General features: G+C 70.1%; 19 protein-coding genes. 15 read left to right on the top strand and 4 right to left on the bottom strand.

Annotated elements, in window-relative coordinates:
* Positions 1-5 precede the first annotated feature (5 nt).
* The 5 genes from ACFWGJ_RS06930 to ACFWGJ_RS06910 all read left to right on the top strand — a co-directional run bounded on the left by ACFWGJ_RS06930 (position 6) and on the right by ACFWGJ_RS06910 (position 6807).
* Positions 6-1130 carry an SAM-dependent methyltransferase gene (locus ACFWGJ_RS06930; RefSeq protein ID WP_387321523.1) on the top strand — a complete coding sequence of 375 codons (1125 nt, stop codon included), beginning with the start codon at positions 6-8 and terminating at the stop codon, positions 1128-1130.
* A gap of 19 nt (positions 1131-1149) precedes the next feature.
* Positions 1150-3882 (top strand): PEP/pyruvate-binding domain-containing protein, encoded by a 2733-nt coding sequence (locus ACFWGJ_RS06925; RefSeq protein ID WP_387321522.1) that lies wholly within the window; start codon positions 1150-1152, stop codon positions 3880-3882.
* 67 nt (positions 3883-3949) lie between these two features.
* Positions 3950-5176: a Rieske 2Fe-2S domain-containing protein gene (locus ACFWGJ_RS06920; protein WP_387321521.1), complete on the top strand. Its 1227-nt coding sequence runs from the start codon at positions 3950-3952 to the stop codon at positions 5174-5176.
* Positions 5176-5829: a methyltransferase family protein gene (locus tag ACFWGJ_RS06915; RefSeq protein WP_387321520.1), complete on the top strand. Its 654-nt coding sequence runs from the start codon at positions 5176-5178 to the stop codon at positions 5827-5829. The genes ACFWGJ_RS06920 and ACFWGJ_RS06915 overlap by 1 nt, the downstream gene beginning before the upstream one ends.
* A gap of 60 nt (positions 5830-5889) precedes the next feature.
* Positions 5890-6807, top strand: coding sequence for a lysophospholipid acyltransferase family protein (locus ACFWGJ_RS06910; RefSeq protein WP_387321519.1), 918 nt, complete (start codon positions 5890-5892; stop codon positions 6805-6807).
* A gap of 27 nt (positions 6808-6834) precedes the next feature.
* Here the strand turns inward: ACFWGJ_RS06910 and ACFWGJ_RS06905 are convergent, their stop codons facing one another.
* Entirely contained in the window at positions 6835-7779 is a 945-nt protein-coding gene (locus tag ACFWGJ_RS06905) for a helix-turn-helix domain-containing protein (RefSeq protein ID WP_387321518.1), read from the bottom strand.
* Positions 7780-7914: 135 nt separating this feature from the next.
* Here ACFWGJ_RS06905 and ACFWGJ_RS06900 point away from each other — a divergent pair, with 135 nt between their 5' ends.
* The 3 genes from ACFWGJ_RS06900 (at position 7915) to ACFWGJ_RS06890 (ending at position 10941) form a co-directional block, all read left to right on the top strand.
* The gene (locus ACFWGJ_RS06900) at positions 7915-8952 is read left to right on the top strand and encodes a saccharopine dehydrogenase family protein (RefSeq protein ID WP_387321517.1); all 1038 of its coding nucleotides are present in this window, start codon (positions 7915-7917) and stop codon (positions 8950-8952) included.
* Between the two features lie 143 nt (positions 8953-9095).
* Positions 9096-10163 (top strand): phospho-N-acetylmuramoyl-pentapeptide-transferase, encoded by a 1068-nt coding sequence (gene mraY, locus ACFWGJ_RS06895; protein ID WP_387321516.1) that lies wholly within the window; start codon positions 9096-9098, stop codon positions 10161-10163.
* A gap of 118 nt (positions 10164-10281) precedes the next feature.
* Entirely contained in the window at positions 10282-10941 is a 660-nt protein-coding gene (locus ACFWGJ_RS06890) for a class I SAM-dependent methyltransferase (protein WP_387321515.1), read from the top strand.
* A gap of 44 nt (positions 10942-10985) precedes the next feature.
* Here ACFWGJ_RS06890 and ACFWGJ_RS06885 read toward each other — a convergent pair whose 3' ends face one another.
* Both ACFWGJ_RS06885 and uvrA read right to left on the bottom strand, forming a co-directional pair.
* Complete coding sequence (locus tag ACFWGJ_RS06885) at positions 10986-11633, bottom strand: hypothetical protein (protein ID WP_387321514.1); 648 nt, start codon at positions 11631-11633, stop codon at positions 10986-10988.
* A 136-nt stretch (positions 11634-11769) separates the two neighbouring features.
* On the bottom strand, positions 11770-14244 hold the full coding sequence (gene uvrA / locus ACFWGJ_RS06880; protein ID WP_387321513.1) for an excinuclease ABC subunit UvrA: 2475 nt from the start codon (positions 14242-14244) through the stop codon (positions 11770-11772).
* 232 nt (positions 14245-14476) lie between these two features.
* On the opposite strand from uvrA, the gene ACFWGJ_RS06875 reads away from it, so the two are divergent.
* Both ACFWGJ_RS06875 and ACFWGJ_RS06870 read left to right on the top strand, forming a co-directional pair.
* The gene (locus ACFWGJ_RS06875; RefSeq protein WP_107017285.1) at positions 14477-14716 is read left to right on the top strand and encodes a hypothetical protein; all 240 of its coding nucleotides are present in this window, start codon (positions 14477-14479) and stop codon (positions 14714-14716) included.
* Positions 14713-15087, top strand: a complete 375-nt coding sequence (locus tag ACFWGJ_RS06870; RefSeq protein ID WP_210894310.1) for a toxin Doc — start codon at positions 14713-14715, stop codon at positions 15085-15087. Before ACFWGJ_RS06875 ends, ACFWGJ_RS06870 begins: the two co-directional genes overlap by 4 nt.
* 116 nt (positions 15088-15203) lie before the next feature.
* Here the strand turns inward: ACFWGJ_RS06870 and ACFWGJ_RS06865 are convergent, their stop codons facing one another.
* A complete protein-coding gene (locus tag ACFWGJ_RS06865; protein WP_387321512.1) occupies positions 15204-17846 on the bottom strand; it encodes a PA14 domain-containing protein in 2643 nt (880 codons plus the stop codon).
* Between the two features lie 434 nt (positions 17847-18280).
* Between ACFWGJ_RS06865 and ACFWGJ_RS06860 the strand changes: the two genes are divergently transcribed.
* The 5 genes from ACFWGJ_RS06860 (at position 18281) to ACFWGJ_RS06840 (ending at position 24134) form a co-directional block, all read left to right on the top strand.
* Positions 18281-19294 (top strand): LacI family DNA-binding transcriptional regulator, encoded by a 1014-nt coding sequence (locus tag ACFWGJ_RS06860; protein ID WP_107017287.1) that lies wholly within the window; start codon positions 18281-18283, stop codon positions 19292-19294.
* Between the two features lie 165 nt (positions 19295-19459).
* A complete protein-coding gene (locus ACFWGJ_RS06855) occupies positions 19460-20551 on the top strand; it encodes an ABC transporter substrate-binding protein (protein ID WP_387321511.1) in 1092 nt (363 codons plus the stop codon).
* Between the two features lies 1 nt (position 20552).
* Positions 20553-22151 carry a sugar ABC transporter ATP-binding protein gene (locus tag ACFWGJ_RS06850; RefSeq protein WP_387321510.1) on the top strand — a complete coding sequence of 533 codons (1599 nt, stop codon included), beginning with the start codon at positions 20553-20555 and terminating at the stop codon, positions 22149-22151.
* Positions 22144-23106: an ABC transporter permease gene (locus ACFWGJ_RS06845; protein ID WP_387321509.1), complete on the top strand. Its 963-nt coding sequence runs from the start codon at positions 22144-22146 to the stop codon at positions 23104-23106. Before ACFWGJ_RS06850 ends, ACFWGJ_RS06845 begins: the two co-directional genes overlap by 8 nt.
* 23 nt (positions 23107-23129) lie before the next feature.
* Positions 23130-24134, top strand: a complete 1005-nt coding sequence (locus tag ACFWGJ_RS06840; protein ID WP_387321542.1) for an ABC transporter permease — start codon at positions 23130-23132, stop codon at positions 24132-24134.
* Positions 24135-24136 lie beyond the last annotated feature (2 nt).

Below are 24136 nucleotides of genomic sequence, written 5' to 3'. Positions count from 1 at the left end.
CCCTCATGGATCTACTGAGCCTGGCCAGGACCGTCAAGGACCGGGTGGAGGCACCGATCACGGACGCGCTGGCCGTGGCGAAGGTCGTCACGGACCCGCGGACCCCGCTGCTGCTGGCGCTCTCCACGGTGGTGGTGACGCCCCTGTACCGGGCGGCCTTCCTGGCGTCCGCCTCGGGCTCGGGTGTGCTCCAGTGCCTGGCCGTGCGGCCCTGTGATCTGGACAGCCTGGTCGAGTACCTGGAGGTGCCGCAGGACCGGGAGCGGCTGCGCGCGTGGCTCGACACCGGTGTCCGCCTCGGTGAACTCGACGTACGCGAAGGGTGCTACCGCCTCCGCGGCACGCCGGCCAAGCTCCTGGCCCGGGCGGGGAACGACGCGGTGGCCGCCGCCCTGGAAGAGATCATGCGCTTCCATGTGCCGGCGCTGCTGGACGCGCCCCGGATGCTCCAGGAGGGCCGTCGTTTCTCCCTCAGCGACCAGGACGGCACGGTCATCGCCCGTTCCTCCCTGGCCCTGCAGGGCATGGTGCGGGAGGCGATCGACCGGCACCTGGAGCGCGCGGCCCCGGTCCGGCTGCTGGAGATCGGCTGCGGTTCGGGGGCGTACGTCCGGCACGCCGCACGGCTCAATCCCCGCCTGACCGCCCTCGCGGTCGACCTGCAGCCGGAGGTCGCTGCGCGGGCCGCCGCCCACATGGCCGAGTGGGGGCTGACCGACCGGGTGGAGACCCGCCAGGGTGATCTGCGCACCCTCGAACTCCAGCCCCAGTTCGATCTCGTCACCCTGCACAACAACATCTACTACTTCCCCGAGGCCGAGCGCGTCGAGGTGCTGGAGCGGGCCCGCTCCTTCCTGGCGCCCGGCGGCCGGCTGCTCCTGACCTCCTCGTGCCAGGGCGGCGGCAACGCCGGGCTCGACGTGCTCAACCTGTGGTTCGCGTACGCCGACTTCGGTGGCCCGCTGCCCCGGGAGGACGAGCTGGTGGCCCAGTTGGAGAGGGCGGGCTTCACGGACGTCCGGGCCGCGGGGGTCGTCCCCACTCAGCCGTTCCGCGTGTTCACCGCGACCAACGGCGCCGCCGGCGTCAGTGCCGGCCGCGGCACCCACAGCATCCACGTTCAGGCCTGACGGGCCAGGAGACCTCATCATGGACACACGCACGGCAAGCACTCCGGCCCCCGCCTCCTCCCCCACCCCCTCTCCCGCCTCACTTGTGGTCGTACTCGGTCGCACGACGGGCATCGGCGGCGAGACACTGGGCGGCAAGGCCGCACGGCTCGGCGAGATGATCGAGGCAGGCCTCCCCGTCCCGCCCGCGTTCTGCCTCACCACCGGGCTGTTCGACCTGTTCCTGCGGGAGACGGGCCTCGGCGCGGAGATCCGGGCCGCCGAGGCGCGCGGCACGGACCCCGGGGTCATCCGTGAGCTGATCACGGCCAGGGACATACCCGAACCGCTCACCCGTGCCGTCGTGGCCGCCTACGAGGACCTGGGCAGGCCCCGGGTCGCGGTCCGTTCGTCGGCGTGCCGGGAGGACTCGGCCGCCCAGTCCTTCGCGGGCCAGCACGACACCGTCCTCGATGTGTCGGGCGACGCGGACCTGCTCGACGCGGTCAAGGTCTGCTGGGCCTCCCTGTGGTCGGACCGTGCGGCCGCCTACCGCGACGGGACGGGTCCCGCGGGCTCCATCGCCGTGGTGGTGCAGGAGATGGTCCAGGCGGATGTCAGCGGGGTGCTGTTCACCGTCGATCCGGTCGGCGCGCGGCCCAACCGCCTTGTCGTGGAGGCCTGTTGCGGTCTCGGCGAGGGGCTGGTCTCCGGCCGGGTGTCCAGTGACTTCTTCGTCGTCGACGACCGCACGCTGGAGGTGATCGAGGAGCATGTGCGGTACAAGGTGACCAAGTGCGCGCCCCTCGCCCCCGGCCGGATCGGCATGACGAAGGTCGACGCCGCCGACCGCGACGCGCCCTGTCTGACCCGGGAGCAGCTGGGTGTGCTCGCCGGGCTCGCGGTCGAGGTCCGCGCGCACTACGGCACCGAGCAGGACATCGAGTGGGCCATGCGCGACGGAGAACTCCACCTCCTCCAGGCCAGGCCCGTCACCACGCGTCCGCAGGACAGGGCCACGGCGGACGGGGAGCGCAGCCCGTACCTCAAGCGGCAGAGCGACCCCGTGCAGCAGGGCACGCTCTGGTCGCGGATGGACATCGGCGAGATCTTCGTCGGCCTGATGTCACCGCTCGGCCTGAGCTTCGCGCAGTACTACCAGCGCCATGTGCACGGGGACTGCGCCGCCGCGCTCGGGGTGCGGGACACCGGTGACGTGGGTCTGCAGATGGGCTTCTTCCAGGGGCATGTGTACTTGAACATCTCCTACACCGCCTATCTGCTCGGCCAGTGTCTGCCCACCCGCGATCAGCGCCACTTCACCAAGCGCTTCGTCAGCGAGGAGGTCGACCTCGCCGCGTACAGGAACCCCTTCGGGACGTTTCCCGGGGGTGTGGAGGATCTGCTCTCGACGGTGCACTGGGTGCAGGCCACGGCCACCGAGATGCTGAGCATGAAGCAGCGCGCGAAGGACATGGCCGGCTCGCGGCTCTACGAGTTCGACCGGGCCCGGCAGCTGGACCTGACGCGGATGAGCCGCCGGGAACTCGACGCCGAACTGACCCGCTACCTCGGCTACTTCCACGACGCGCACGTCGGCTACATGCCGTACTACATCAACGCGTTCGGGTTCTACGGGATCCTCACCGAGCTGTGCGCGAGCTGGCTCGGCGCCGACGGCGACGGCGACAATCTGCAGAACCGCATCAAGACCGACATGTCGAGCCTGCGGACCGTCGCGTCGGCGCAGGAGATCTGGGGTGTCGCCCAGGCGGCGAAGGCCAGGCCGCGCGTGCTGAGGATCATCGACGAGGCTCCCCTCGACGAGATCGAGGAGCGGCTGCGCGCCGACGACGAGGGCCGGGCGTTCTGGGACGCGCAGGTGGAGCCGTTCCTGCGCGCCAACGGCACCCGTGGGCGCCAGGAGATGGAGCTGACCCATCCGCGCTGGATCGACGACCCGTCGTACATCTTCCAGATGATCCGCCGGTATGCCGCCGACGGGATCTCGGTGGACGACCTCATGGGACGCAGCCGCGCCCGCGCGGAGGGCGACGGGCGGGCGGTCCTGGAGAAGCTGCCACCGCACAAGCGCAAGGTCCTGGAGACCGTCATCTCCCTGTACAGCCTGTGCAGTGAACTCCGCGAGACCACCCGTATGTCGATGATCACCTCGATCTGGCTGGTCAGGAACGTGGTGTACGAGGTGGGCAGGCGGCTCGTCGCGGAGGGGGTCCTGCACTCGCTGGACGAGGTCGCCTTCCTCAACTTCGAGGACGTACGGGCCTATCTGGCCGGTGCCGCCACGGAACGTGAGGCGTTCTCCCGGGCCGAGCTGGACGAACGGCGGCGTCTGCACGAGTACCACAACCGGCTGCCCGAGCCGCCGCTCACCTTCGTGGGCGAGCACGACATCACCCAGGCGGTACGGCCCACGGCCGACGGGACCCGGCTCGAAGGGCTGGGCTCCAGCCCGGGGCGGATCATGGGCCGGGCGCGGATCGTGGAGGACCTGGTCTGGCAGGCGGACGAGTTCCAGCCCGGCGAGGTCCTGGTCACCCGCTACACCGACGCGTCCTGGACCCCGCTCTTCGCCATCGCCGGCGCGGTGGTCACCGACATCGGTTCGATGCTCTCCCACAGCTCGATCGTGTCGCGGGAGTTCAACGTGCCCTCCGTGGTCAACACCAAGCACGCCACGCAGCGCATCAACACGGGCGACCTGATCGTCGTCGACGGCGACACGGGTGTCGTGGAGGTCGTCGAAGGCTGAGCCTCCCCCCGTGCGTCAGCGAACAGTGCCGCTCCCGTGGAGCGGTCACCCCCAGGAAGGCAGCGAGATGATCCCCAATCAGTGGTACCCGATCCTGCAGACCGGTGACATCGAACGCGACAAGCCCACCGGCGTACGGCGCATGGGCGAGGAGCTCGTACTCTGGCGCGACCTCGGCGGCACCCTCGTCTGCCAGAGCGCGCGCTGCCCGCACAAGGGCGCCAACATCGCCGAGGGCCGGCTCAAGGGCAACACGGTGGAGTGCCCGTACCACGGCTTCCGTTACGACGCCCAAGGCACCTGCAAGGTCGTCCCCGCGCTCGGCGCGAACGCCCGGATCCCCCAGTCGCTCCAGCTGAAGACCTACCCGGTGCGCGAGCAGCACGGGCTGGTGTGGCTGTGGTGGGGCGAGGCACGCGAGCAGCTTCCGGAGATCGAGCTGCCCCGCGAACTCGTGGGCAACCCGCGCCCGTACGAGACGATCTCCTGGACCCGGCCGGTTCACTACACGCGGTACATCGAGAGCCTTCTTGAGTTCTACCACGTGACCTTCGTGCACCGGGATCACTGGACGAACAACATCGACTACACGTTCATGTACGGCACCGCGCGCAATCTGTGGATGGACGGGCGGGAGCGCTACCTCGCCGCGAACAAGATCGTCAACCATGAGGTCGAGGTCGACGGCACCACGATCCGTTCCACCTTCGACCAGTGCGAGGAGGCGAACCCCGCCAACAGCTCGCACTTCAACCTCATCTACCAGGCGCCGGGACTGACTCACGTCAAGACCGGTCTGCTGGAGATCACGACCTGGCTCACACCGGTCGACGACGAGAACACGCTCGCGATCATGCGGCTGTACGAGTACCCGCAGCTGCGGACCATGGTGCCCATCAAGCCACTCAGGCCCTGGGTGTTGCGCGCCTCGCTCCTGATGGAGAAGCTCGTCCAGGACCCGCAGGACGTGGGCATCATGCTCCGGCAGGAGCCCAAGGTCAGTGAGCGCGGCGTGAACAAGTTCATCGCCGTGGACGAGATGAACGCCAAGTTCCTTCAACTGCGGGACAGGCTCAAGGCCGAGGCGCAGGCGGGGGCGGGGACGGAAGCCGGGGCCGAGGCGAAGGCAGCACCTACGAACACCCCGGAGACCCCTGTGGCACAGACCGCACAGACACCTCCCGCGACCAACGGCAACGGCAACGGCAACGGTGCGAAGAGCGCGCACGGCACCCGCCGCAAGCGGACCGGGCCGGCGGACCGTGAGGACGGCCTGACGAAGGCCCGTTCCTGATGTATGGCAGGTACGACGCCTCGACGGGACCCAAGATCCTGGTGACCGCGTGCAACGCGCTGGCCGTGGCGGTCGCCGGGTGGTTCCTGTCCGGTGGCACCGACCGGGTGGACGCCGAACCGCTGCGCCGGGGCGTGCTGTTCGCCCTTTCGGCGGTCTACCTGCTGCGCTTCGTCGCCACGACCTTCGTCATGCTGAAGAGGAGCATGGAGTGGTCCGAGGCCGCGACCGTGGGCGTCTGGGTCGTCGTCATCCACGGCACGATGGCGTACCTGGGCGGCACCAACTCCGCTTCCGTGGGTGTGGTCACCTGGCTCGGGGTGGTGCTGTACGTCGTGGGTTCGTACCTCAACACGGGCTCGGAGTACCAGCGCAAGCTGTGGAAGCGGGCGCCGGAGCACAAGGGCAAGCTCTACACCGAAGGCCTCTTCAAGTACTCCATGCACATCAACTACTTCGGTGACGTGGTGCTGTTCACCGGATTCGCCCTGGTGACGGGCAGCCTGTGGGCCCTGGTCATCCCGGCGATCATGGCGTGCATGTTCTCGTTCATGAACATCCCCATGCTCGACAAGTACCTCGCCGAGCGGTACGGGGCGGCCTTCGACGAGTACGCGAAGAAGACGGCCAAGCTGGTCCCCTTCGTCTACTGACCCGGCCGTCGACCGGCAGCACATCGAACGGCACACCGCACGACGCAGGAGGAGGAGCGCATGGCCGAGACGGCCGACGAACGGTCCGGGACCGCGCAGGAGCGGGTGGGCCCGGCCGAGCTGTTCACGCAAGTGCTCGCCCAGGGTCTGCTGGCTCTCGCGCGGGGCCGCGACCTCGTCGACCGGTGTCTGACGGAGGATCAGAGCGTCGACGACTTCGGCTTCGACCCCGAACTCACCGACGACCTGATCCTCGCCCCCTTCCGGCCCCTGTACGAGAAGTACTTCCGGGTGACGGTGGAGGGCCTGGAGAACGTGCCGGGCGCGGGCGGTGCCCTGGTGGTGGCCAACCACTCGGGCACGCTCCCGCTGGATGCGCTGATGCTGCAGGTGGCCCTGCGCGACCGTCATCCCGCCCACCGGGCGCTGCGCCTGCTGGCCGCGGACCTGGTGTTCGACCTGCCCGTGCTGCGTACGCTGGCCCGCCGGGCCGGGCACACCCCGGCCCGTATGGACAACGCGCTGCGGCTGCTGGAGCGCGGCGAACTGGTCGGCGTGATGCCGGAGGGCTACAAGGGCCTCGGCAAGCCCTTCGGCGAGCGGTACCGGCTACGGCGCTTCGGGCGGGGCGGCTTCGCGTCCGCCGCCCTGCGCACGGGGACACCGATCGTGCCGTGCGCCGTCGTGGGCGCCGAGGAGATCTATCCGATGGTCGCCGACGCCCGCCCCGTGGCCAAACTCCTTCGGCTGCCGTACTTCCCGGTCACCCCCACGTTCCCCCTGCTCGGACCGCTCGGCGCGATCCCCCTGCCGACGAAGTGGACGATCCGTTTCGGTACGCCCCTGCCGACCAATTCGTACGCGCGGGACTCGCTGGACGATCCGATGTTCGTCCACAAGATGTCCGACGAGGTCCGGGACACCGTCCAGGACATGCTCACCGAGATGGTCGGCGAGCGCCGGTCGCTGTTCGGGTAGGTCTCGTACAGCTGCGTTCGGCCGCGTTCACGTGGGCCGTGAGCGGAAAGTGCGGCGATAGGTGTCCGGCGGGACGCCGAGCGTGTGGTTGAAGTGGCGGCGCAGCGTCGTGGCGGTGCCCATACCGGTGGCCTCCGCGATGGCCTCCACACCGGTGTCGGTGGTCTCCAGCAACTCCTGGGCGCGGCGGATGCGTTGGGACAGCAGCCACTGGAGCGGGGTGGTGCCGGTCGCCGCCCTGAAGTGCCGGCCGAGGTGGCGCGCACTCATGCCCGCCCGGCGGGCCAGGTCGTCCACGGTCAGCGGCTGGTCGAGGCGTTCGATCACCCAGGGCAGCAGGGCGGCGAGCGGGTGATCGTCCCGGGCGGGTACGGGCGTGGCGACGAACTGCGCCTGGCCGCCGGCCCGGTGGGGCGGTACGACCAGGCGGCGGGCCACGGCGTTGGCGACGGCCGAGCCGTGGTCGCGGCGGACGAGATGGAGGCACAGGTCCATCGCGGCGGCCTTGCCCGCGGAGGTGAGCACGCTGCCGTTGTCGACGTAGAGCACGTCCGGGTCGACCTGTACGCGGGGGTGGCGGGCGGCGAGTACGTCGGTGTGCGCCCAGTGCGTGGTGGCGCGTTTGCCGTCCAGCAGTCCGGCGGCGGCGAGCACGAAGGCGCCGGTGCACAGGGAGGCCACCCGTGCGCCCGCCTCGTGGGCCGCGCGCACCGCGTCGACGAGTTCGCCGGGCGGGTCCTCGTCGACGTCGGCCCAGGCCGGGACGAGGACCGTGTCGGCGTGCGGCAGCCGGTCGAGCCCGTGGTCGGGCTCCAGCCGGAACCGGCCGACCCGTACGGCGGCGGACCCGCAGACCTCGACGTCGTACCAGGGGACGTCCACGCCCGCCGGGGCGCTGCCGAACACCTCGCAGGCCACGGCCAGTTCGAAGTGCAGCATTCCCTCGGTGGCGACCACCGCGACAGAACCCATGTCCGTAATTGTACGCAGCATGTCGTTCCGGACACTCACGTTCAGGTCCCGGCACTCGACAGGATGATCACAACGGATCCGAACAACGGATCCGATCAGGGGATCCTGACGGACCTTCGAGTACGGGGAGCAGCCATGAGCACGAGTCCGGGGCACACGGTGGCGGTGTACGGCGCGTACGGGCACACCGGACGGTTCGTGGTGGCGGAGCTGCTGGCGCGCGGGTTCGTGCCGGTGCTCTCCGGCCGCGACGAGGGCAAGCTGCGGGCGCTGGCGGCGACCCGTCCAGGCCTCGGCGTCCGGCCCGCCCCGGTCGGCGATCCGGCCGCGCTCGACCGCGCACTGGCCGGTGCGGCGGCGGTGATCAACTGCGCGGGCCCCTTCACCACCACGGCAGCCCCCGTGATCGAGGCGGCCCTGCGCGCCGGGATCCCGTACGTCGACGTGGCGGCCGAGATCGAGGCGAACGCCGACACGCTCGCGCACTTCGCGGACCGTGCCCGCGCCGCCGAAACCGTGGTCGTGCCCGCGATGGCCTTCTACGGCGGGCTCGGCGATCTGCTGGTGACCGCGGCGATGGGTGACTGGACCGCGGCCGACGAGGCGCACATCGCCTACGGGCTGAGCGGCTGGCACCCCACCGCCGGGACGCGGATCGCGGGCGCGGCCGTCCACGCGCGGCGAGGCGGACAGCGCGTCCGCTTCCGGAAGGGGCGCCTTGAGTACCACCGGGACGACCTGCCCACCCTCGACTGGCACTTTCCCGCCCCGCTGGGCACGCGGGCCGTCATCGGGGAGTTCACGATGGCCGACGTCGTCACCGTCCCCAGTCACCTGTCCATCCCCGAGGTGCGCACCTACATGACCACGGAGGCGGCCGGTGACCTGGCTACCCCGGACACTCCGGCGCCCACCGCCGTCGACGGGAGCGGGCGGTCCGCGCAGACCTTCCTCGTCGATGTCGTCGTACGCTCCGGCGGCACCGAGCGCCGGGCCACGGCCTCGGGGCAGGACATCTACGCCGTCACCGCGCCCCTTGCCGTGGAGGCCGTCCACCGTGTCCTCGACGGGCGGACCGGCCGCACGGGTGTCGTCTTCGCCGGTGCTGTCTTCGACGCCCCCGACTTCCTCGACGCGCTCGCCCCGCACATCACGTACTCGACGACAAAGTAGCCTCCGGCGCGGGGTCGTGGGGCGGCAACTACCCACCGGCGTAGAGCGATTGGCTCTATGCATAGGGTGTGGGCTGCGACCGCCGCTCGCACCGGTGGGGCGGTCACGCACGAGCACGCAGTCGAGGGGAAAACCGCCGTCCGATGAACCAGATCCTGTTTGCCGGGGCCATAGGCCTGTTCCTGACACTCGGCGGCACACCACTGCTGATCAAGCTGCTGGCCCGCAAGGGGTACGGCCAGTTCATCCGTGACGACGGGCCCCGCGGCCACCTCGGCAAGCGGGGCACGCCCACCATGGGCGGCATCGCCTTCATCCTGGCCACCCTCGCCGCGTACGTCCTGACCAAGGTCATCACCGGTGAGCCGCCGACCTTCCCCGGTGTCCTGGTGCTGTTCCTGATGGCGGGCATGGGTGTCGTCGGTTTCCTCGACGACTACATCAAGATCGTGAAGCGGCGTTCGCTGGGGCTGCGGGCCGGTGCGAAGATGGCGGGCCAGCTGATCGTGGGCATCCTGTTCGCCGTCCTGGCGATCCGGTTCGCCGACGACCGCGGGCTGACTCCCGCCTCGCTGAAGCTGTCGTTCGTGACGGACTTCGGCTGGACCATCGGGCCGGTGCTGTTCGTCGTCTGGGCCCTGTTCATGATCCTGGCCATGTCCAACGGGGTGAACCTGACCGACGGTCTGGACGGGCTGGCCACCGGTGCCTCGGCGATGGTCCTCGCCGGCTACACCTTCATCGGCCTGTGGCAGTTCCAGAACTCGTGCGCCAACGCGATGAACCTCACCGATCCCGGCTCCTGCATCGAGGTGCGCGATCCGCTCGACCTGGCCGTCGTCGCCTCCGCGTTGATGGGTGCCTGCATCGGGTTCCTCTGGTGGAACACCTCACCCGCCAAGATCTTCATGGGGGACACCGGTTCGCTCGCCCTCGGCGGTGCGCTGGCGGGTCTGGCCATCTGCTCCCGCACCCAGCTGCTGCTCGCCCTGCTGGGCGGGCTCTTCGTCCTGATCACCCTGTCCGTGGTGATCCAGGTCGGCTCGTTCAAGCTGACCGGTAAGCGGGTCTTCAAGATGGCGCCCCTGCAGCACCACTTCGAGCTGAAGGGCTGGTCCGAGGTCCTGGTCGTGGTCCGCTTCTGGACCATCCAGGGGATCTGCGTGATCCTCGGGATCGGTGTGTTCTACGCGGGCTGGGTGGCGGGCTGAGCCCGATCCGGCCCGCCCGGGTGCGCGTTGAGCCCGATCCCCGCCCGCCCGGATGCCGGAGGGCGCGGCGGCCCCTGATTCCCGGTCCGGCGACCGGCACCTGGGCTAGCCTCCGGGTGTGAGCACCGGACGGGAAGACCCACAGACCGAGCGCTGGCTGGCGGACACCCGGGCGTCCTACGACGCCGACGCCGTCGGCTACGCGGACGAGACACGCAACCTCCTGGCCGAACTGCCGCCCGAGCAGGAGGTCATGGCCCTGTTCGCCGAGTCGGTGCGGGCGGCGGGCGGGGGGCCCGTCGCGGACGTGGGGTGCGGGCCCGGGCGGATCACCGCCCACCTGCGGGACCTCGGTGTGGACGCCTTCGGGATCGACCTGTCACCCCGGATGATCGAGGTGGCCCGGAGCGAACACCCCGGGGTGCGGTTCGAGGTGGGCTCGATGACCCGGCTCGCGCCGGCGGACGGCTCCTTGGCCGCGCTGCTCGCCTGGTACGCGATCATGCATGTCCCCGACGAATCGATCGGCGGGGTCCTCGCCGGCTTCCGTCGGGTGCTGCGGCCCGGCGGTCTGCTGCTCCTGGGCTTCCACGCCGCGGGCACCTCACCGCCGAAGGCACAGGACACCGACGAAGCGTGGCCGGAGTCCTACGGCCGCCTGCGCCGACCGAGTCAAGTGGCCGGCTGGCTCACCGAGACAGGCTTCACGGTGGAGACCCACCCCACCCTCACCTCGGCCGCGCGCACGCTCGGCGGAGTACTGCTGGCACGCCGCTGACGCCCCGCCCGGACAGACCCCGCCCTCGGCGAAGGGCCGACCGCCTACTTCACATTGCCGGTGAACACAGCGGTCTTCGACTCGTAGTCGGGTGCGACTTCCACCTGTAAGTACTGCTGGTCCTTGGGGAGTTCGCAGGCCCAGACGACGGAGAGGGAGCGCCCGGCCAGGATGCGGGTCTCGGGAAGGCCGTCGAGCCCCTCGTCGAAGATGGCGTCGCCCTCCTTGCCCTCGTCGCCGTAGGCGCAGTTGACGCTGAGTTCGTCGGCGTTGACGCTCTCGTCGGACCCGTTCACGATCTTGATGGTGAACTTGGCGTAGGGCGTGTTCCCCGGGGAGGCGTAGTCGCTCGACGTGCCCCGCGAGAACTTCGACAGACTGACCTCCACGTCGTTCCCGTAGGCGACCGGTTCACTGAGGCCGTACACGCCGTCGCCGGACTCCTCGGCGGCCGGCCGGGCGTCGTCCTCGGCCACGACGGGGGCGTCGTCCGGGGTGGCGACCTCGGTGACCGTGACGGTGGGTCCCGGCTCGGCCGCGCCGTCACGGCTGCCACTGACGGCGATGCCGGTGGCGACGACCGCGACGACGACGGCAGCCGCGGAGCCGATGACGACGACGTTCGACGGGTTCTTCTTCGAGGGTGACGGGAGTAAGCCCGGCGTGGGCGGCGGTGTCGACTCATGACTCATGTGTCCCCCTGGGCGGTGCTGCTGACGGATGCATCATGACGTTGCGAGCGAGTCTTGTGGACCCTCTGTGGCCAAATAGTTCTCATGATGCGTGCGCACTGTCCGAATCCCGCATCAGCCCTCCGTCTTCGGCTTCTCAGGCCCCCGCCAACCGCCGTGCCAGGTAGGGCGCCGTCACACTTCGGCGCGATCTCGCCACCTTTGCCGGGGGGCCTTCGGCGATCACCCGGCCGCCCGCGTCGCCGCCACCGGGACCCAGGTCGATGATCCAGTCGGCGGTGGCGATGGTGTCCAGGTCGTGTTCAACCAGGACGACCGTGTTGCCCGCGTCGACGAGCCGGTGCAACTGCCTCAGCAGCAGGGCGATATCGGCCGGGTGGAGCCCGGCCGTCGGCTCGTCGAGGAGGTAGAGCGCATGGCCACGGCGGGCCCGCTGCAACTCGGTCGACAGCTTGATGCGCTGGGCCTCACCACCGCTCAGCTCCGTCGCGGGCTGCCCCAGTCTCAGATACCCGAGCCCCACTTCGCGCAGCGTCTCCAGGCTCCGGGAGGCGGCCGGGAGGTCGGCGAGGAACCCGGCGGCCTCGTCCACGGGCATGGCCAGTACGTCGGCGATGTTCCGTCCCCTGTAGGTGACTTCGAGCGTCTCGGCGTCGTAGCGCGCGCCGTGGCAGGCCGGGCACGGGGCGTACGTGCCGGGCAGGAACAGCAGCTCGACCTCCACGAACCCCTCCCCCTGGCAGGTCTCGCAGCGGCCCTCGGCGACGTTGAAGGAGAACCGCCCCGCCGAGTACCCGCGTTCCCGCGCCTCGTCGGTGGCCGCGTACAACTTGCGGACCGCGTCGAACATGCCCGTGTACGTGGCCAGGTTGGAGCGGGGCGTCCGGCCGATGGGCCGCTGGTCGACCCGTACCAGCCGGTCGAAGGTGTCGAGGCCCGACACGTCCCGCAGGTCGACCTCCAGCTCCGCGTCCTGGCCGTCGCTGTCGTCCGGGCCCTGGCCGAGGTGACGGCGTACGACCTCGGCGAGCACCTGGGTCACCAGTGTCGACTTCCCGGATCCGGACACGCCTGTCACCGCGGTCAGCACCTGCAGGGGGATGTCGACCGAGACGTCCCGCAGGTTGTGCCGGGAGACACCGCTCAGGCGCAGCCGTCCTTGCGGTGTGCGCGGGCGGTGCTCGACCGGGGGCGCGTGTCCGAACAGATGGCGGCCGGTGGCGGACTCGGCGACCGCTTCGAGGCCGGGCACCGGACCGCTGTACAGGACGCGTCCGCCGCCCTCGCCCGCCTCCGGGCCGATGTCCACGACCCAGTCCGCCCGTCGCACGACGTCCATGTCGTGCTCCACGACGAAGAGCGAGTTGCCCGCCGCCTTCAGCCGGTCCAGCACGTCCAGCAGGGGCTCCGCGTCGGCCGGGTGCAGCCCGGCGGAGGGCTCGTCGAGTACGTAGACGACGCCGAACAGTCCGGAACGGAGCTGGGTGGCGATGCGCAGCCGTTGCGCCTCGCCGGGCGACAGGGTCGTCGAGCGGCGCCCGAGACCGAGATAGCCGAGGCCGAGGCCGAGCAGGACCTCGATCCGGGCGACCAGGTCCGCGCAGATGCGTACCGCGACCTCGCTCGTCTCCCCGTCCGGGTCCGCCGCGGTGGCCGCCTTCGCCTCGGGCAGCTCGGCGACGGGCCGCAGCAGCGCGACGACCTCGGTGAGGGGCAGCGCGTTGACCTCGGCGATGGAGCGTCCCGCGAAGGTCACCGCCAGGGCCTCCTGCCGCAGCCCGCTGCCCTCGCACTCCGGGCAGGGCACGCTCCGCACGAAGCGCATCGCCCGTTCCCGCATCCGCTCGCTCTTGGAGTCGGCGAGCACATGCATGACATGGGCGCGGGCGCTCCAGAACTTCCCGTAGTAGCCGTAGTCGATCCGGTCGGCCTCCGGCTCGATCAGAACGGACGGCTGTTCATCGGTGTACAGCAGCCATTCCCGGTCCTTCTTCCTGAGCCTGCGCCACGGCTTGTCGATGTCGATACCCAGACCACTCACGACGCTGCGCAGGTTGGCGCCCTGCCAGGCGCCGGGCCAGGCCGCGATGGCGCCGTCGCGGATGCTCAGGGAGGGGTCCGGTACGAGCAGGTCCTCGGCCACGTCGATGACGGCCCCAAGGCCGTGGCACCGCGTACAGGCACCGGCGGCGGTGTTGGGCGAGAACGCCTCGGCGGGCAGCCGCGGGGCCCCGTCCGGGTGGGTGCCGGCGCGGGAGTACAGGATGCGCAGCAGGTTGCTCAGCGTGGTGAGGGTGCCGACCGTGGACCGCGAGCTGGGGGCGCCATGCCGCTGCTGCAGGGCGACGGCGGGCGGCAGCCCGGAGATCTCCTGGACGTGCGGGGCACCGACCTGCTGGAGCAGCCGCCTGGCATAGGGCGCGACGGACTCGAAGTACCGCCGCTGGGCCTCGGCGTAGAGCGTGCCGAAGGCCAGCGAGGACTTGCCCGACCCGGAGATCCCGGTGAAGGCGACCATCGCGTCGCGCGGAACGTCCACGTCGACGTTCTTGAGATTGTGCTCACTGGCACCTGTGACATGCACGAACGGATCGGACGCAGCGCGATCCACGGCTTCTCCTCACACGACGGCTCAGGCCCCCACACATCCACCCTGACCCTCCTGCGCCACTTCAGCACCTGGGGATGGGAGGAACAGGGGCGCAGCCCCGTTCCTCCAGGGGCGCGGGGAACTGCGCGCCCAGCCCTCACCGAACCCGCACCCAACCAGCAACCCAATCCCCGCTCCCCCCGGCAAGGGGCACCGCTTGCCCGCCACGGTACCTACTAGGTACCATCCGACCATGCCGTCCTTGAACATCACCTACAGCGACGAGGAGATGCAGGAACTGCGCGCCGCAGCCGCAGCCGCAGGCACCTCCCTCAAGCAGTACGTCCACGACCTCTCCCTGCGCGAACGCCAGCGCCAGCAGTTCGTGCGCTACGCCGTCTCCTGGGGCGAACTGCAGCGCGCGGAGTTCGACGAGGCGTTCCCGGACGAGATCCCGCCGGCCGGCCGCCATCAGGGAGCCGAAGCCGCCTGATGCTCCATGTCGACATCGCCTGGCTGCTCGACATCCAGGAGCAGGCCGTCCCCGAGGACGTGACGGTCGGGGACTACTCGGCCCTGGTGGCCGCGGTCGCCCGCCACAAGACCCGTATCCCGCGCCCCGGGCTCGCCACACCGGACGCGTCCTGGCGGGCGGCGGCGCTCCTGCACACGATCGTCCGGCTGGAGCCCCTGCCGTACCGCAACTCCCTGTACGCCTGCCAGGTCGCCGTCGCCTACATGCACACCTCCGCCGAGGGCATCGACCCGCCCTACGGGGCGCTGGTGGAGTTGGTGCGCGACATACAGGCCCGCAAGGCCACGGTCTACCAGGCCGCCGACCGGATCCGTACCTGGCGCATCTGACGGCGGGCGGGCCGCTCCGACGCCGGACGGGCCGACCGTCGCAGACCTGGCAGCAGGCGAAGGCCGCCCGGTGAGCGGCGGGGAGGCATCTCACCGGGCGGCCCTGGCGCACGACGTCAGACGCAGCCCGCGGGGATCGCCCGGGACACCTCGTCGATCAGGGCCTCATGCGCCGCCTTGACCCGCGCCACATCGGGCTTGACGACCGCGCGGTCGTACGTGATCAGCCCGTTCAGCTCGCCCTCGACGTCGGCGATCTGGGTGTACACCGCACCGTTGCCGCCCTTGCAGGCCAGCGCGTGCACCTCGGCAAGTTTCGTGAGGTAGTCGTCGGTGTACGTCGCCGGGTCGACGTCGACATAGGACTGCTGCACCGACCAGGCATGTCCGGGCACGGCGAGTCCGAGACCGCCGTACTCACCCATGACCAGCGCCCGTCTGCCGTCCGGATGTGGTGGCAGTGCGGGGCTCGGATAGCCGTGCTCGTCCATGATGTCGCCCGTACCGCCGTCGGCGCCGAGGTTGAGGCCCGACTGGTTGTTGACCAGCCGTGTCGGGTCCCAGGCCTTGGCCTGTGCGGCGATGCGGCCCACGTCGTACTGGCCCCACCCTTCGTTGAAGGTGACCCACATGACGATCGACGGGCTGCTGATGTGCTCGTCGATCATCTGCTTCATCTCGCGCTCGTAGGTGGCGCGCGCGGTGGCGGACGGGTTCACGCCCGCCGTCATGGCCGGCATGTCCTGCCACACCATCAGGCCCAGCTTGTCGGCCCAGTAGAACCAGCGGTCGGGTTCGACCTTGATGTGCTTGCGGACCGCGTTGAAGCCCATGGCCTTGTGCATCTTCAGGTCGTGGGCGAGCGCCTTGTCGCTCGGCGCGGTGTGCAGTCCGTCCGGCCAGAACCCCTGGTCGAGAGTGGCCATCATGAAGACCGGCTTGCCGTTGAGGACGGTACGAGGGGTGCCCTCGACGTTCTCGACCGCGATGGACCGCATACCGAAGTAGCTGCCGACACGGTCGGAGCCGACGCTGACCAACAGGTCGTACAGGAACGGGTCGTCCGGCGACCACAGCCGCGCGTCACGGATCTTCAGGGTGAGCGGGCTGCCCGTGCGGCCGGAGACGGTGGCCACCTTGCGCTTGCCCTCGTACGCCGTCGCGGTGACCGGGACTCCGTCGCGTACCCCCTTCGGCGCGACCGTCAGCGTGCCGGCGGTCACGTCCGGGGTGAGGGCGAGCGAGTCGGCGTGGTCGGCGGCGACGGGCTCCATCCACACGGTCTGCCAGATACCGGAGGAGGGCGTGTACCAGATGCCGCTCGGGTCGAGACGCTGTTTGCCGATGGGCGGGTTCTCGCCGTCGGCGGCGTCCGTCGGGTCGTAGACGCCGACGATCAGCTCCTGGGTGCGGCCCGGCTTGAGGGCGTCGGTGACGTCGGCGCTGAACTTGTCGTAACCGCCCTGATGGTCGGCGACCTTCGTGCCGTTGACGTAGACCTCGGAACGCCAGTCGACCGCGCCGAAGTTGAGCCGCAGGCGCTGCTTCGAGCCGATCTTCCAGTCCTTCGGGACGGTGAAGGTGCGCCGGTACCACATCCGGTCCTCGTGCCGCTCGATGCCCGACAGCTGCGACTCGACGGGGTACGGGACGAGGATCTTCTCGGCGAGCTTCTTCCCCACCGGGGGCTGCTCCCCCGCCTCGGCGGCGGCGAACTGCCAGCTGCCGTTGAGGTTTTTCCAGTTGTCGCGGGTGAGCTGCGGCCTCGGGTACTCGCGGTGGGCGTTGGCCGGGGTGACGTCCTTGCCCCACCGGGTGCTCAGCTGGTGGGTCGAGCGGTTGGTGCCGCTGCTCCAGAAGGACTTGACAACGTTGCCGTCCTGGGCGGAGAGACCCCCTGCCCCGTCGTAGCGCACATCGGCGCTGCCGCGCGCGGTGCCCGTCCTGTTGCCGACCACGGGTTCCTTGAGCGCGATCAGCAGGGACCTGGAGTCGGCCGGGTCGAGCTTGATGCGGCCGAGGGGCCAGGTGGCCCCGCCGATGACGGCGTCCAGGTGGTCGAGGAGGCCGGCCGGGGGTGCCTTGAGCTTTTGGGCGAAGTCGAGCCGCAGGGTGCGGCCGTCCTTGAGGACGGTGGTGGCGATGGCGCCGTCGTAGTCGTAGCCCGCGGGCAGCAGGAACGCCGACTGCGGGATCGCGGTCTTGGTGCCGTCCGGCGGGGTCCAGCGCAGGTGGAGGTTGGAGCCTCCGTAGTGCTCGAAGTACTCGACCTTGATGTCATAGGCCGTGCCGGCGGTCAGCTGCACCGGTTCCGCACTCTGTTCGCGGTCCCAGTCGTCGACCCAGTGGTCGATGGTGAGTTTCCCGTCGACCCAGAGACGGAAGCCGTTGTCCCCGATGATGGAAAAGGTGGTGGGGCCGGTTTTCTCGGGCACGATCCGGCCGGTCCAGCGCACGCTGACGTCGTCCGACTTCCCGGTCGCGGCGCGCAGCCGGGACTCCAGATTGTCGAAGTCGAGCTGCGCGTCCATCCCGGTGGCCTTGAGCTCGTGGAAATCGAAGGCGCCGGGGGCGGACTGGGTGTAGTACTCCCCCTTGAGGCCGTGGACCTCCACAGGGTCCTCCCCGGCTGTCGCGACCGGTGCGGCGGCCAGTCCCGCGGCCCCGAGTAATACGGCGAGGAGCAGGGCGAGTCGTTGTCTGAGTTGTATGCGTGCTCTGCGCGGTCCGAGTGACGTGATGAGTGATCTGATGCGCACGAATCCTCCTAGGGAGCTTCTGACGAATCCCCGCGGCGTCGGGACACCCGGTCCCGGCAATGTCGCGACACCCGGTCCCGGCGGTGTCACGACGCCCGGCACGCGCCCCCCGTCCGGGGACCGGCTCCACCCGGCCCGGTCGGGGGTCCCACGCCCTTCAGGCAGTGCGGAAGCACCGAACCCCGCTCCTCCCACAGGGGTCCACCGGAAACTCCCCGGGCCGTGTCCGCAAAGTTCCGCCTGCCCCGTGGTCCGGGTGGACGACGGGGCTTTGCGGACACGGCCTAGGGTGAGGAAGGGTGGCGGCTCGGAGCTTCAGTCTGTACAACGTTGGAAGCAGAGGCAGTTGGCATGAGAGCACGGGCTCCCACCCGCTGTCCAGGTTCATGACACAGCTCCGGTCGCGGAGTTCCCGTCGATGCCGAGGAGATCCCTTGCGGGTCAGCCTGAAGGACGTGGCCGAACGGGCCGGCGTCTCGATCAAGACCGTTTCCAACGTCGTGAACAACTATCCGCACATCACGCCAGCGATGCGCGCCAAGGTCCAGGAGGCGATCGACGAACTCGGCTACCGGCCGAACCTCACCGCACGGCATTTGCGCAAAGGCCGTACGGGCATCATCGCGCTGGCCGTCCCCGAGCTGGGCAACCCCTATTTCGCCGAGCTCGCGGGCGCGGTGATCGACGCCGCCGCCGAGCACGAGTTCACCGTCCTGCTCGACCACACCCGGGGCGAGCGCCAGCAGGAACTGCTGGTCAGTCAAGGTTTCCGGGCCCGGGTGATCGACGGGCTGATCCTCAGCCCGCTGGAGCTGGAGGCCGAGGATCTGCAGGGCCGGGCCGACGACGTGCCCCTGGTGCTGCTCGGCGAGCGCGAGTACGGTCTGCCCTTCGACCACATCGCGATCGACAACGTCGCCGCCGCCCGGGCGGCGGTGCGCCATCTGCTCGATCGCGGCCGGACCCGGATCGCCTATCTCGGGGTCCGCACGGACTCCGCGAACCGTCCCGCCCATCTGCGGCTCGACGGCTGGCGTGCGGAGTTGGCGGCGGCGGGCCTCACCCCCGACGAGGACCTGATCGTGCCCGTCGGCGGCTGGGACCGGGACGACGGCGCCCGGGCCATGGCCGAGCTGCTGGACGCGGGGCACCGGCCCGACGCGGTCTTCGCCTTCAACGACCTCATCGCGATCGGCGCCATGCGGGTGCTGCACGAGCGCGGGCTCAGGGTGCCGTGGGACATCGCCGTGGTCGGCTTCGACGACATCGCCGAGAGCCGGTTCGGGGCGGTTTCGCTGACCACCATCGCGCCCGACAAACAGGCGATCGCCCGCCTCGCGGTGGCCTCGCTGCTGCGCAGTCTTTCCGGCCGCCAGGACCCGGGCGGACGTGAACTGACGGCGGAGTTCCGGCTGGTGGAGCGGGAGAGCACCCTCGGGCGGCGCTGACGGCGGGCCGAACGAATCGGTCGAGATTTCGGACGGAGGGGTTTACACGACCTCTCCAACGATGTAAAAACCTCCCCTGAACGCCGTGCACGCCGTATCGACCGTCTAGTGCCGAACTCCCGGGAGCGCTCTCAGCTCCAGGGCCGCGCCGTTATGGGGATCTCCATGAAGTCGACCGCATCTTCTCGTCGCACCACCGCTCGCGCCCTCCTCGCCACCGGCATCCTCACGAGCCTGGCACTCACCGGATGCACCAAGTCCGAGGACTCCTCCGACGACAAGGCCACCGAGCAGCAGGCCGACGCGGGCCAGGAGGTCGCCTCGCCGAGCGCCGGCTCCGGGCCCTCCTGCACCATCGACACTTTCGGGGGCGAGAAGCTCGACCTCAAGAACGCCACGGTCGGCTTCTCGCAGTCCGAGAAGGAGGCCAACCCCTTCCGGATCGCCGAGACCGCCTCGATCGAGGCCGAGGCGAAGAAGCGCGGCATCAAGCTCCTCACCGCCAACGCGCAGTCGCAGTTCTCCAAGCAGATCAGCGATGTCCAGGACCTCATCGCCAAGGGCGCCGACGTGCTGGTGATCGCGCCGCTCAACTCGGACGGCTGGGAGCCGGTGCTCAAGACGGCGGCGGCCAAGCACATCCCGATCGTCACGGTCGACCGCAAGATCAACGCCGAGGCCTGCAAGGACTATGTGAGCTTCATCGGCTCCGACTTCGTGGAGCAGGGCAAGCGGGCCGCCGACCAGATGATCGAGGCGACGGGCGGCAAGGGCGAGATCGCCATCCTGCTGGGCGCGGCGGGCAACAACGTCACCACGGAACGCACCAAGGGCTTCGTGGACCAGATCAAGGCGGAGGCCCCCGGCCTCAAGGTGGTGTTCCAGCAGACCGGTGAGTTCGCCCGCGAGAAGGGCCAGTCGGTCACCGAGAACCTCATCCAGTCCAAGCCCGGCATCAAGGGCATCTACGCCGAGAACGACGAGATGGGCCTCGGCGCCGTCAACGCCCTCAAGGGCGCGGGCAAGAAGGCCGGCGACGTGAAGATCGTGACCATCGACGGCACGCGCAACGCCGTCCAGGGCATCGTGGACGGCTGGATCAGCGGTGTGGTCGAGTCCAACCCGCGCTTCGGTCCGCTCGCCTTCCAGACCCTCGACAGCTTCACCAAGGGCGACGAGGTGTCGCAGGACATCGTCATCAAGGACACCGAGTACACCGAGGCCAACGCCGAGTCGGACATCGCCAAGGCCTACTGAGATGCTCTCCGTCACTGGCGTGTCCAAGCACTTCCCCGGCGTGAAGGCGTTGTCCGACGTGGACTTCACCGCCCGCGCCGGGGAGGTGCACGCCCTCGTCGGCGAGAACGGCGCGGGCAAGTCGACCCTGATCAAAGTACTCACCGGGGTCTACCAGCCGGACACCGGCGAGGTCGTCCACAACGGCTCACCGGTCCGCTTCACGACCCCCCTGCAGGCCCAGCAGGCGGGCATCTCCACCATCTACCAGGAGGTCAACCTCGTCCCGCTGATGAGCGTGGCGCGCAACCTCCTGCTCGGCCGTGAACCGCGCGGCCGGCTCGGTCTCATCGACCTCCGGCGGATGCACCGGGAGGCCGACGAGGCACTGCGGGGCCTCGGCATCCGGGTCGACGTGAGCCGGCCGCTGCGTGAACTGGGCGTCGGCGCCCAGCAGATGGTGGCTCTCGCGCGAGCGGTCGCCATCGACGCACGGGTCGTGATCATGGACGAGCCCACCTCGTCGCTCGAACCGCGCGAGGTGCGCACCCTGTTCGACGTGATCGGCATGCTCCGCGAACGCGGCATCGCGGTGGTCTACGTGAGCCACCGCATGGACGAGCTGTACGAGATCTGCGACGCCGTCACCGTGCTGCGGGACGGCCGGGTGGTGCACACAGGGCGGCTCGCCGACCTCGACCGGCTGCGGCTGGTCTCGCTGATGCTGGGCCGGGAGATCGGCGAGGTCCGCAGCGAGGGCCTCACCAAGTTCACCGGCTCTCACCAGGCGGCGGCCGAACCGGTGCTGCGCGCCGAGGGACTGACGATCCGTCATCAGTTGCACGACGTGTCACTCGACATCCGTCCCGGTGAGGTGGTGGGTCTCGGCGGGCTCCTCGGCTCGGGCCGCAGCGAGACCGCGAGGGCGATCGCGGGGGCGCTGCCGGCCGACTCCGGCCGGGTGTCGGTCGGCGGCACGCCCGTGCGGACCGGTTCCACACCGGCCGCGATCCGCGCCGGCATCAGCCTGCTGCCGGAGGACCGCAAGGCCGAGGGCATCTCCCCCGGCCTGTCGGTACGGGAGAACATCGCGCTGGCCGCCCTGCCCGGACTCTCACGGTTCGGTCTGGTGGACAACGCCCGCGTCGACAAGGTCGTCGACACGTTCGTGAAGCGGCTGCGCATCAAGTCCGCGGGACCGCACCAGAAGGTCGGCGAGCTCTCCGGCGGCAACCAGCAGAAGGTGCTGCTGGCCCGCTGGCTCGCCATGCACCCGAAGGTGCTGCTCCTCGACGAGCCCACCCGGGGCATCGACGTGGGGGCCAAGGCGGAGGTCCAGTCCCTCATCGACGAACTCGCCGAGGAGGGGCTCGCCGTGCTGCTGATCTCCTCCGACACCGAGGAGCTGATCGAGGGCAGCGACCGGATCATCGTCCTCAAGGACGGTGTGGTGGTCGACGAGCTGACCGGCGACGCCGTCACCGAGGACGCGCTGATGCGCGCCATCGCCGCCGAGCCCTCGGCACCCTCCGGAGCGGCGGACCTGCCGGCAACGCCGGACCGCCCGGCATCGCCGGACCTCTCGAAGAACGCGAAATCCGCTGGGAGCGCCCATGACTGACCTGACGCTCGTCCGCGGTCAGGTGGACCGCGAGCGGCTGCTGCGCCTGCTCCAGGAGTACGGCGTCTACGCGGGCGTCGCGGCCCTGCTCGTCTTCAACTTCGTCTTCACCTCGAACTTCGTCTCCGCGGAGAACTTCCGTACCCAGGCCGTCCAGGTCGCGCCGGTCCTCATCGTCGCGCTCGGCATGGCCCTGGCGATCGGCACCGAGGGCGTCGACCTGTCGGTGGGCTCGGTGATGGCCCTGTCCACCTCGCTGCTGTCCCTGTACCTCGGCTACGGCCCGTGGCTCGCCGTCCTCATGGCGGTGGCGGGCGGCATCGTGATCGGCCTGGCGAACGGTTCACTGATCGCCTTCCTGGGCGTCCAGCCGATCGTCGCCACCCTGGCCCTGATGGTCGCCGGGCGCGGGATCGCCCTGGTGCTGCTCCCGCAGCTGGAGGACGTACGCGACCCGGGCATGGCCTCGCTCGGCTCCGGTGACGTGCTGGGGGTGCCGTATCTCGTCCTCATCGCGGCGGCCCTGGCGCTGCTGGTGGCCTTCGTGGTGCGCCGCACCACCTTCGGGCGCCAGTTGCTCGCCGTCGGCGACAGCAGGCCCGCGGCACGCCTCGCGGGGCTGCCGGTGCGCCGGGTCCTCATCGTGGTGTACGCGTGCTCCGGCGCGCTGGCCGCGGTGGCGGGCGTCCTCGCCACCGCCCGGCTGACGGCCAGCGATCCCACCTCGCTGGGCAACCTCATGGAACTGTCGGCGATCACGGCGGTGGTCGTCGGCGGCACTCCCCTGTCCGGGGGCCGCGTACGCATCGGCGGCACGGTCGCCGGGGCCGTGCTGATCCAGCTGCTGACCACCACGCTCATCAAGCACGACCTGCAACCGTCGTGGACGCAGATGGCCCAGGCCGTGGTGATCATCGCCGCCGTCTACGCGGCCCGTGAACGGGGGAAGCGATGACCACCGGGACCACAGAGGCCGGCATGCGGCCGGCCCCCGTCCACCAGGAGCCGGACAAGACCGACGCTCCCACCCGCGCGGAGCGCTTCAGCGCCCTGGCGCAGCAGCACGGCGCCCTGGTCACCCTCCTGGTGGCCATGGTCGCGGCGTCGCTGAGCTTCGACACCTTCCTGACCGGTGACAACCTGGAGAACATGGCGCTGTCCTCGGCCTTCCTCGCCGTGGTCGCGCTGGGCATGACGTTCGTCATCGTCACCGGCGGCATCGACCTGTCGGTCGGCTCGCTCTTCGCCCTCGGCGGGGTGCTGGCGGCCTGGGGTTCGCAGTACGGCACGGCGGTGGCCCTGCTGCTCCCGCTCGCGGTGTGCGGGCTGATCGGGGTCGTCAACGGCCTGCTCATCGCCCGGTCGGGCCTGGCCCCCTTCATCGTCACCCTGGCCGCCATGCTCGGGGCGCGCGGCATCCTGCTGGCGATCACCGACGAGGGCTCGAAGACCTACCTCGTCGACAAGGACTCGTTCTTCGCGACCCTCGGACAGGGCTCACTGCTCGGCATCGGCGTACCGATCTGGATCACGGTGGCCCTGTTCGTCCTGGGCGCCGCCGTCCTGCGGCTCACCCGGTTCGGACAGTACGTGTACGCGGTCGGCGGCAACGAGGACGCGGCGGCCCTGATGGGTGCCCCCGTGGCCCGTACGAAGATCGCCGTGTACGCCCTGTCGGGACTGTGCGCCGGTCTCGCGGGCGCGCTCAACGCGGCCTGGCTGGTGTCGGGTGTGACGATCCTCGGGTCCGGCATGGAGCTGGAGGCCATCTCGGCGGTCGTCATCGGCGGCACCCTGCTCTCCGGCGGCTTCGGTTTCGTGAGCGGCTCGCTGGTGGGCGTGCTCCTGCTGAAGGTGATCCAGAACGTCATCAACCAGATCGGCTCCCTGGACTCCGCGTACCAGCAGGTGGTCAGCGGTGCCTTCCTCGCCGTGGTCGTGGTGGCCCAGACCTGGCTGGGGCGCAGGCGCCGGGTGCTGTGAGT

The sequence above is a fragment of the Streptomyces sp. NPDC060205 genome (genome assembly GCF_042728395.1).
Taxonomy (GTDB): Bacteria; Actinomycetota; Actinomycetes; order Streptomycetales; family Streptomycetaceae; genus Streptomyces.
Note: the sequence above shows the minus strand (reverse complement) of the source record. Positions and strands in the feature narration are given on the sequence as shown.

What these genes read in the sequence shown, in the direction of transcription:
- ACFWGJ_RS06910 (WP_387321519.1), top strand. Translation starts at nt 5,890, where the DNA reads ATGGCCGAGACGGCCGACGAACGGTCCGGGACCGCGCAGGAGCGGGTG.
- ACFWGJ_RS06845 (WP_387321509.1), top strand. Translation starts at nt 22,144, where the DNA reads ATGACTGACCTGACGCTCGTCCGCGGTCAGGTGGACCGCGAGCGGCTG.
- ACFWGJ_RS06875 (WP_107017285.1), top strand. Translation starts at nt 14,477, where the DNA reads ATGCCGTCCTTGAACATCACCTACAGCGACGAGGAGATGCAGGAACTG.
- ACFWGJ_RS06915 (WP_387321520.1), top strand. Translation starts at nt 5,176, where the DNA reads ATGTATGGCAGGTACGACGCCTCGACGGGACCCAAGATCCTGGTGACC.
- ACFWGJ_RS06905 (WP_387321518.1), bottom strand. Translation starts at nt 7,779, where the DNA reads ATGGGTTCTGTCGCGGTGGTCGCCACCGAGGGAATGCTGCACTTCGAA.
- mraY (WP_387321516.1), top strand. Translation starts at nt 9,096, where the DNA reads ATGAACCAGATCCTGTTTGCCGGGGCCATAGGCCTGTTCCTGACACTC.
- ACFWGJ_RS06925 (WP_387321522.1), top strand. Translation starts at nt 1,150, where the DNA reads ATGGACACACGCACGGCAAGCACTCCGGCCCCCGCCTCCTCCCCCACC.
- ACFWGJ_RS06920 (WP_387321521.1), top strand. Translation starts at nt 3,950, where the DNA reads ATGATCCCCAATCAGTGGTACCCGATCCTGCAGACCGGTGACATCGAA.
- ACFWGJ_RS06855 (WP_387321511.1), top strand. Translation starts at nt 19,460, where the DNA reads ATGAAGTCGACCGCATCTTCTCGTCGCACCACCGCTCGCGCCCTCCTC.
- ACFWGJ_RS06885 (WP_387321514.1), bottom strand. Translation starts at nt 11,633, where the DNA reads ATGAGTCATGAGTCGACACCGCCGCCCACGCCGGGCTTACTCCCGTCA.
- ACFWGJ_RS06840 (WP_387321542.1), top strand. Translation starts at nt 23,130, where the DNA reads ATGCGGCCGGCCCCCGTCCACCAGGAGCCGGACAAGACCGACGCTCCC.
- ACFWGJ_RS06930 (WP_387321523.1), top strand. Translation starts at nt 6, where the DNA reads ATGGATCTACTGAGCCTGGCCAGGACCGTCAAGGACCGGGTGGAGGCA.
- ACFWGJ_RS06900 (WP_387321517.1), top strand. Translation starts at nt 7,915, where the DNA reads ATGAGCACGAGTCCGGGGCACACGGTGGCGGTGTACGGCGCGTACGGG.
- ACFWGJ_RS06850 (WP_387321510.1), top strand. Translation starts at nt 20,553, where the DNA reads ATGCTCTCCGTCACTGGCGTGTCCAAGCACTTCCCCGGCGTGAAGGCG.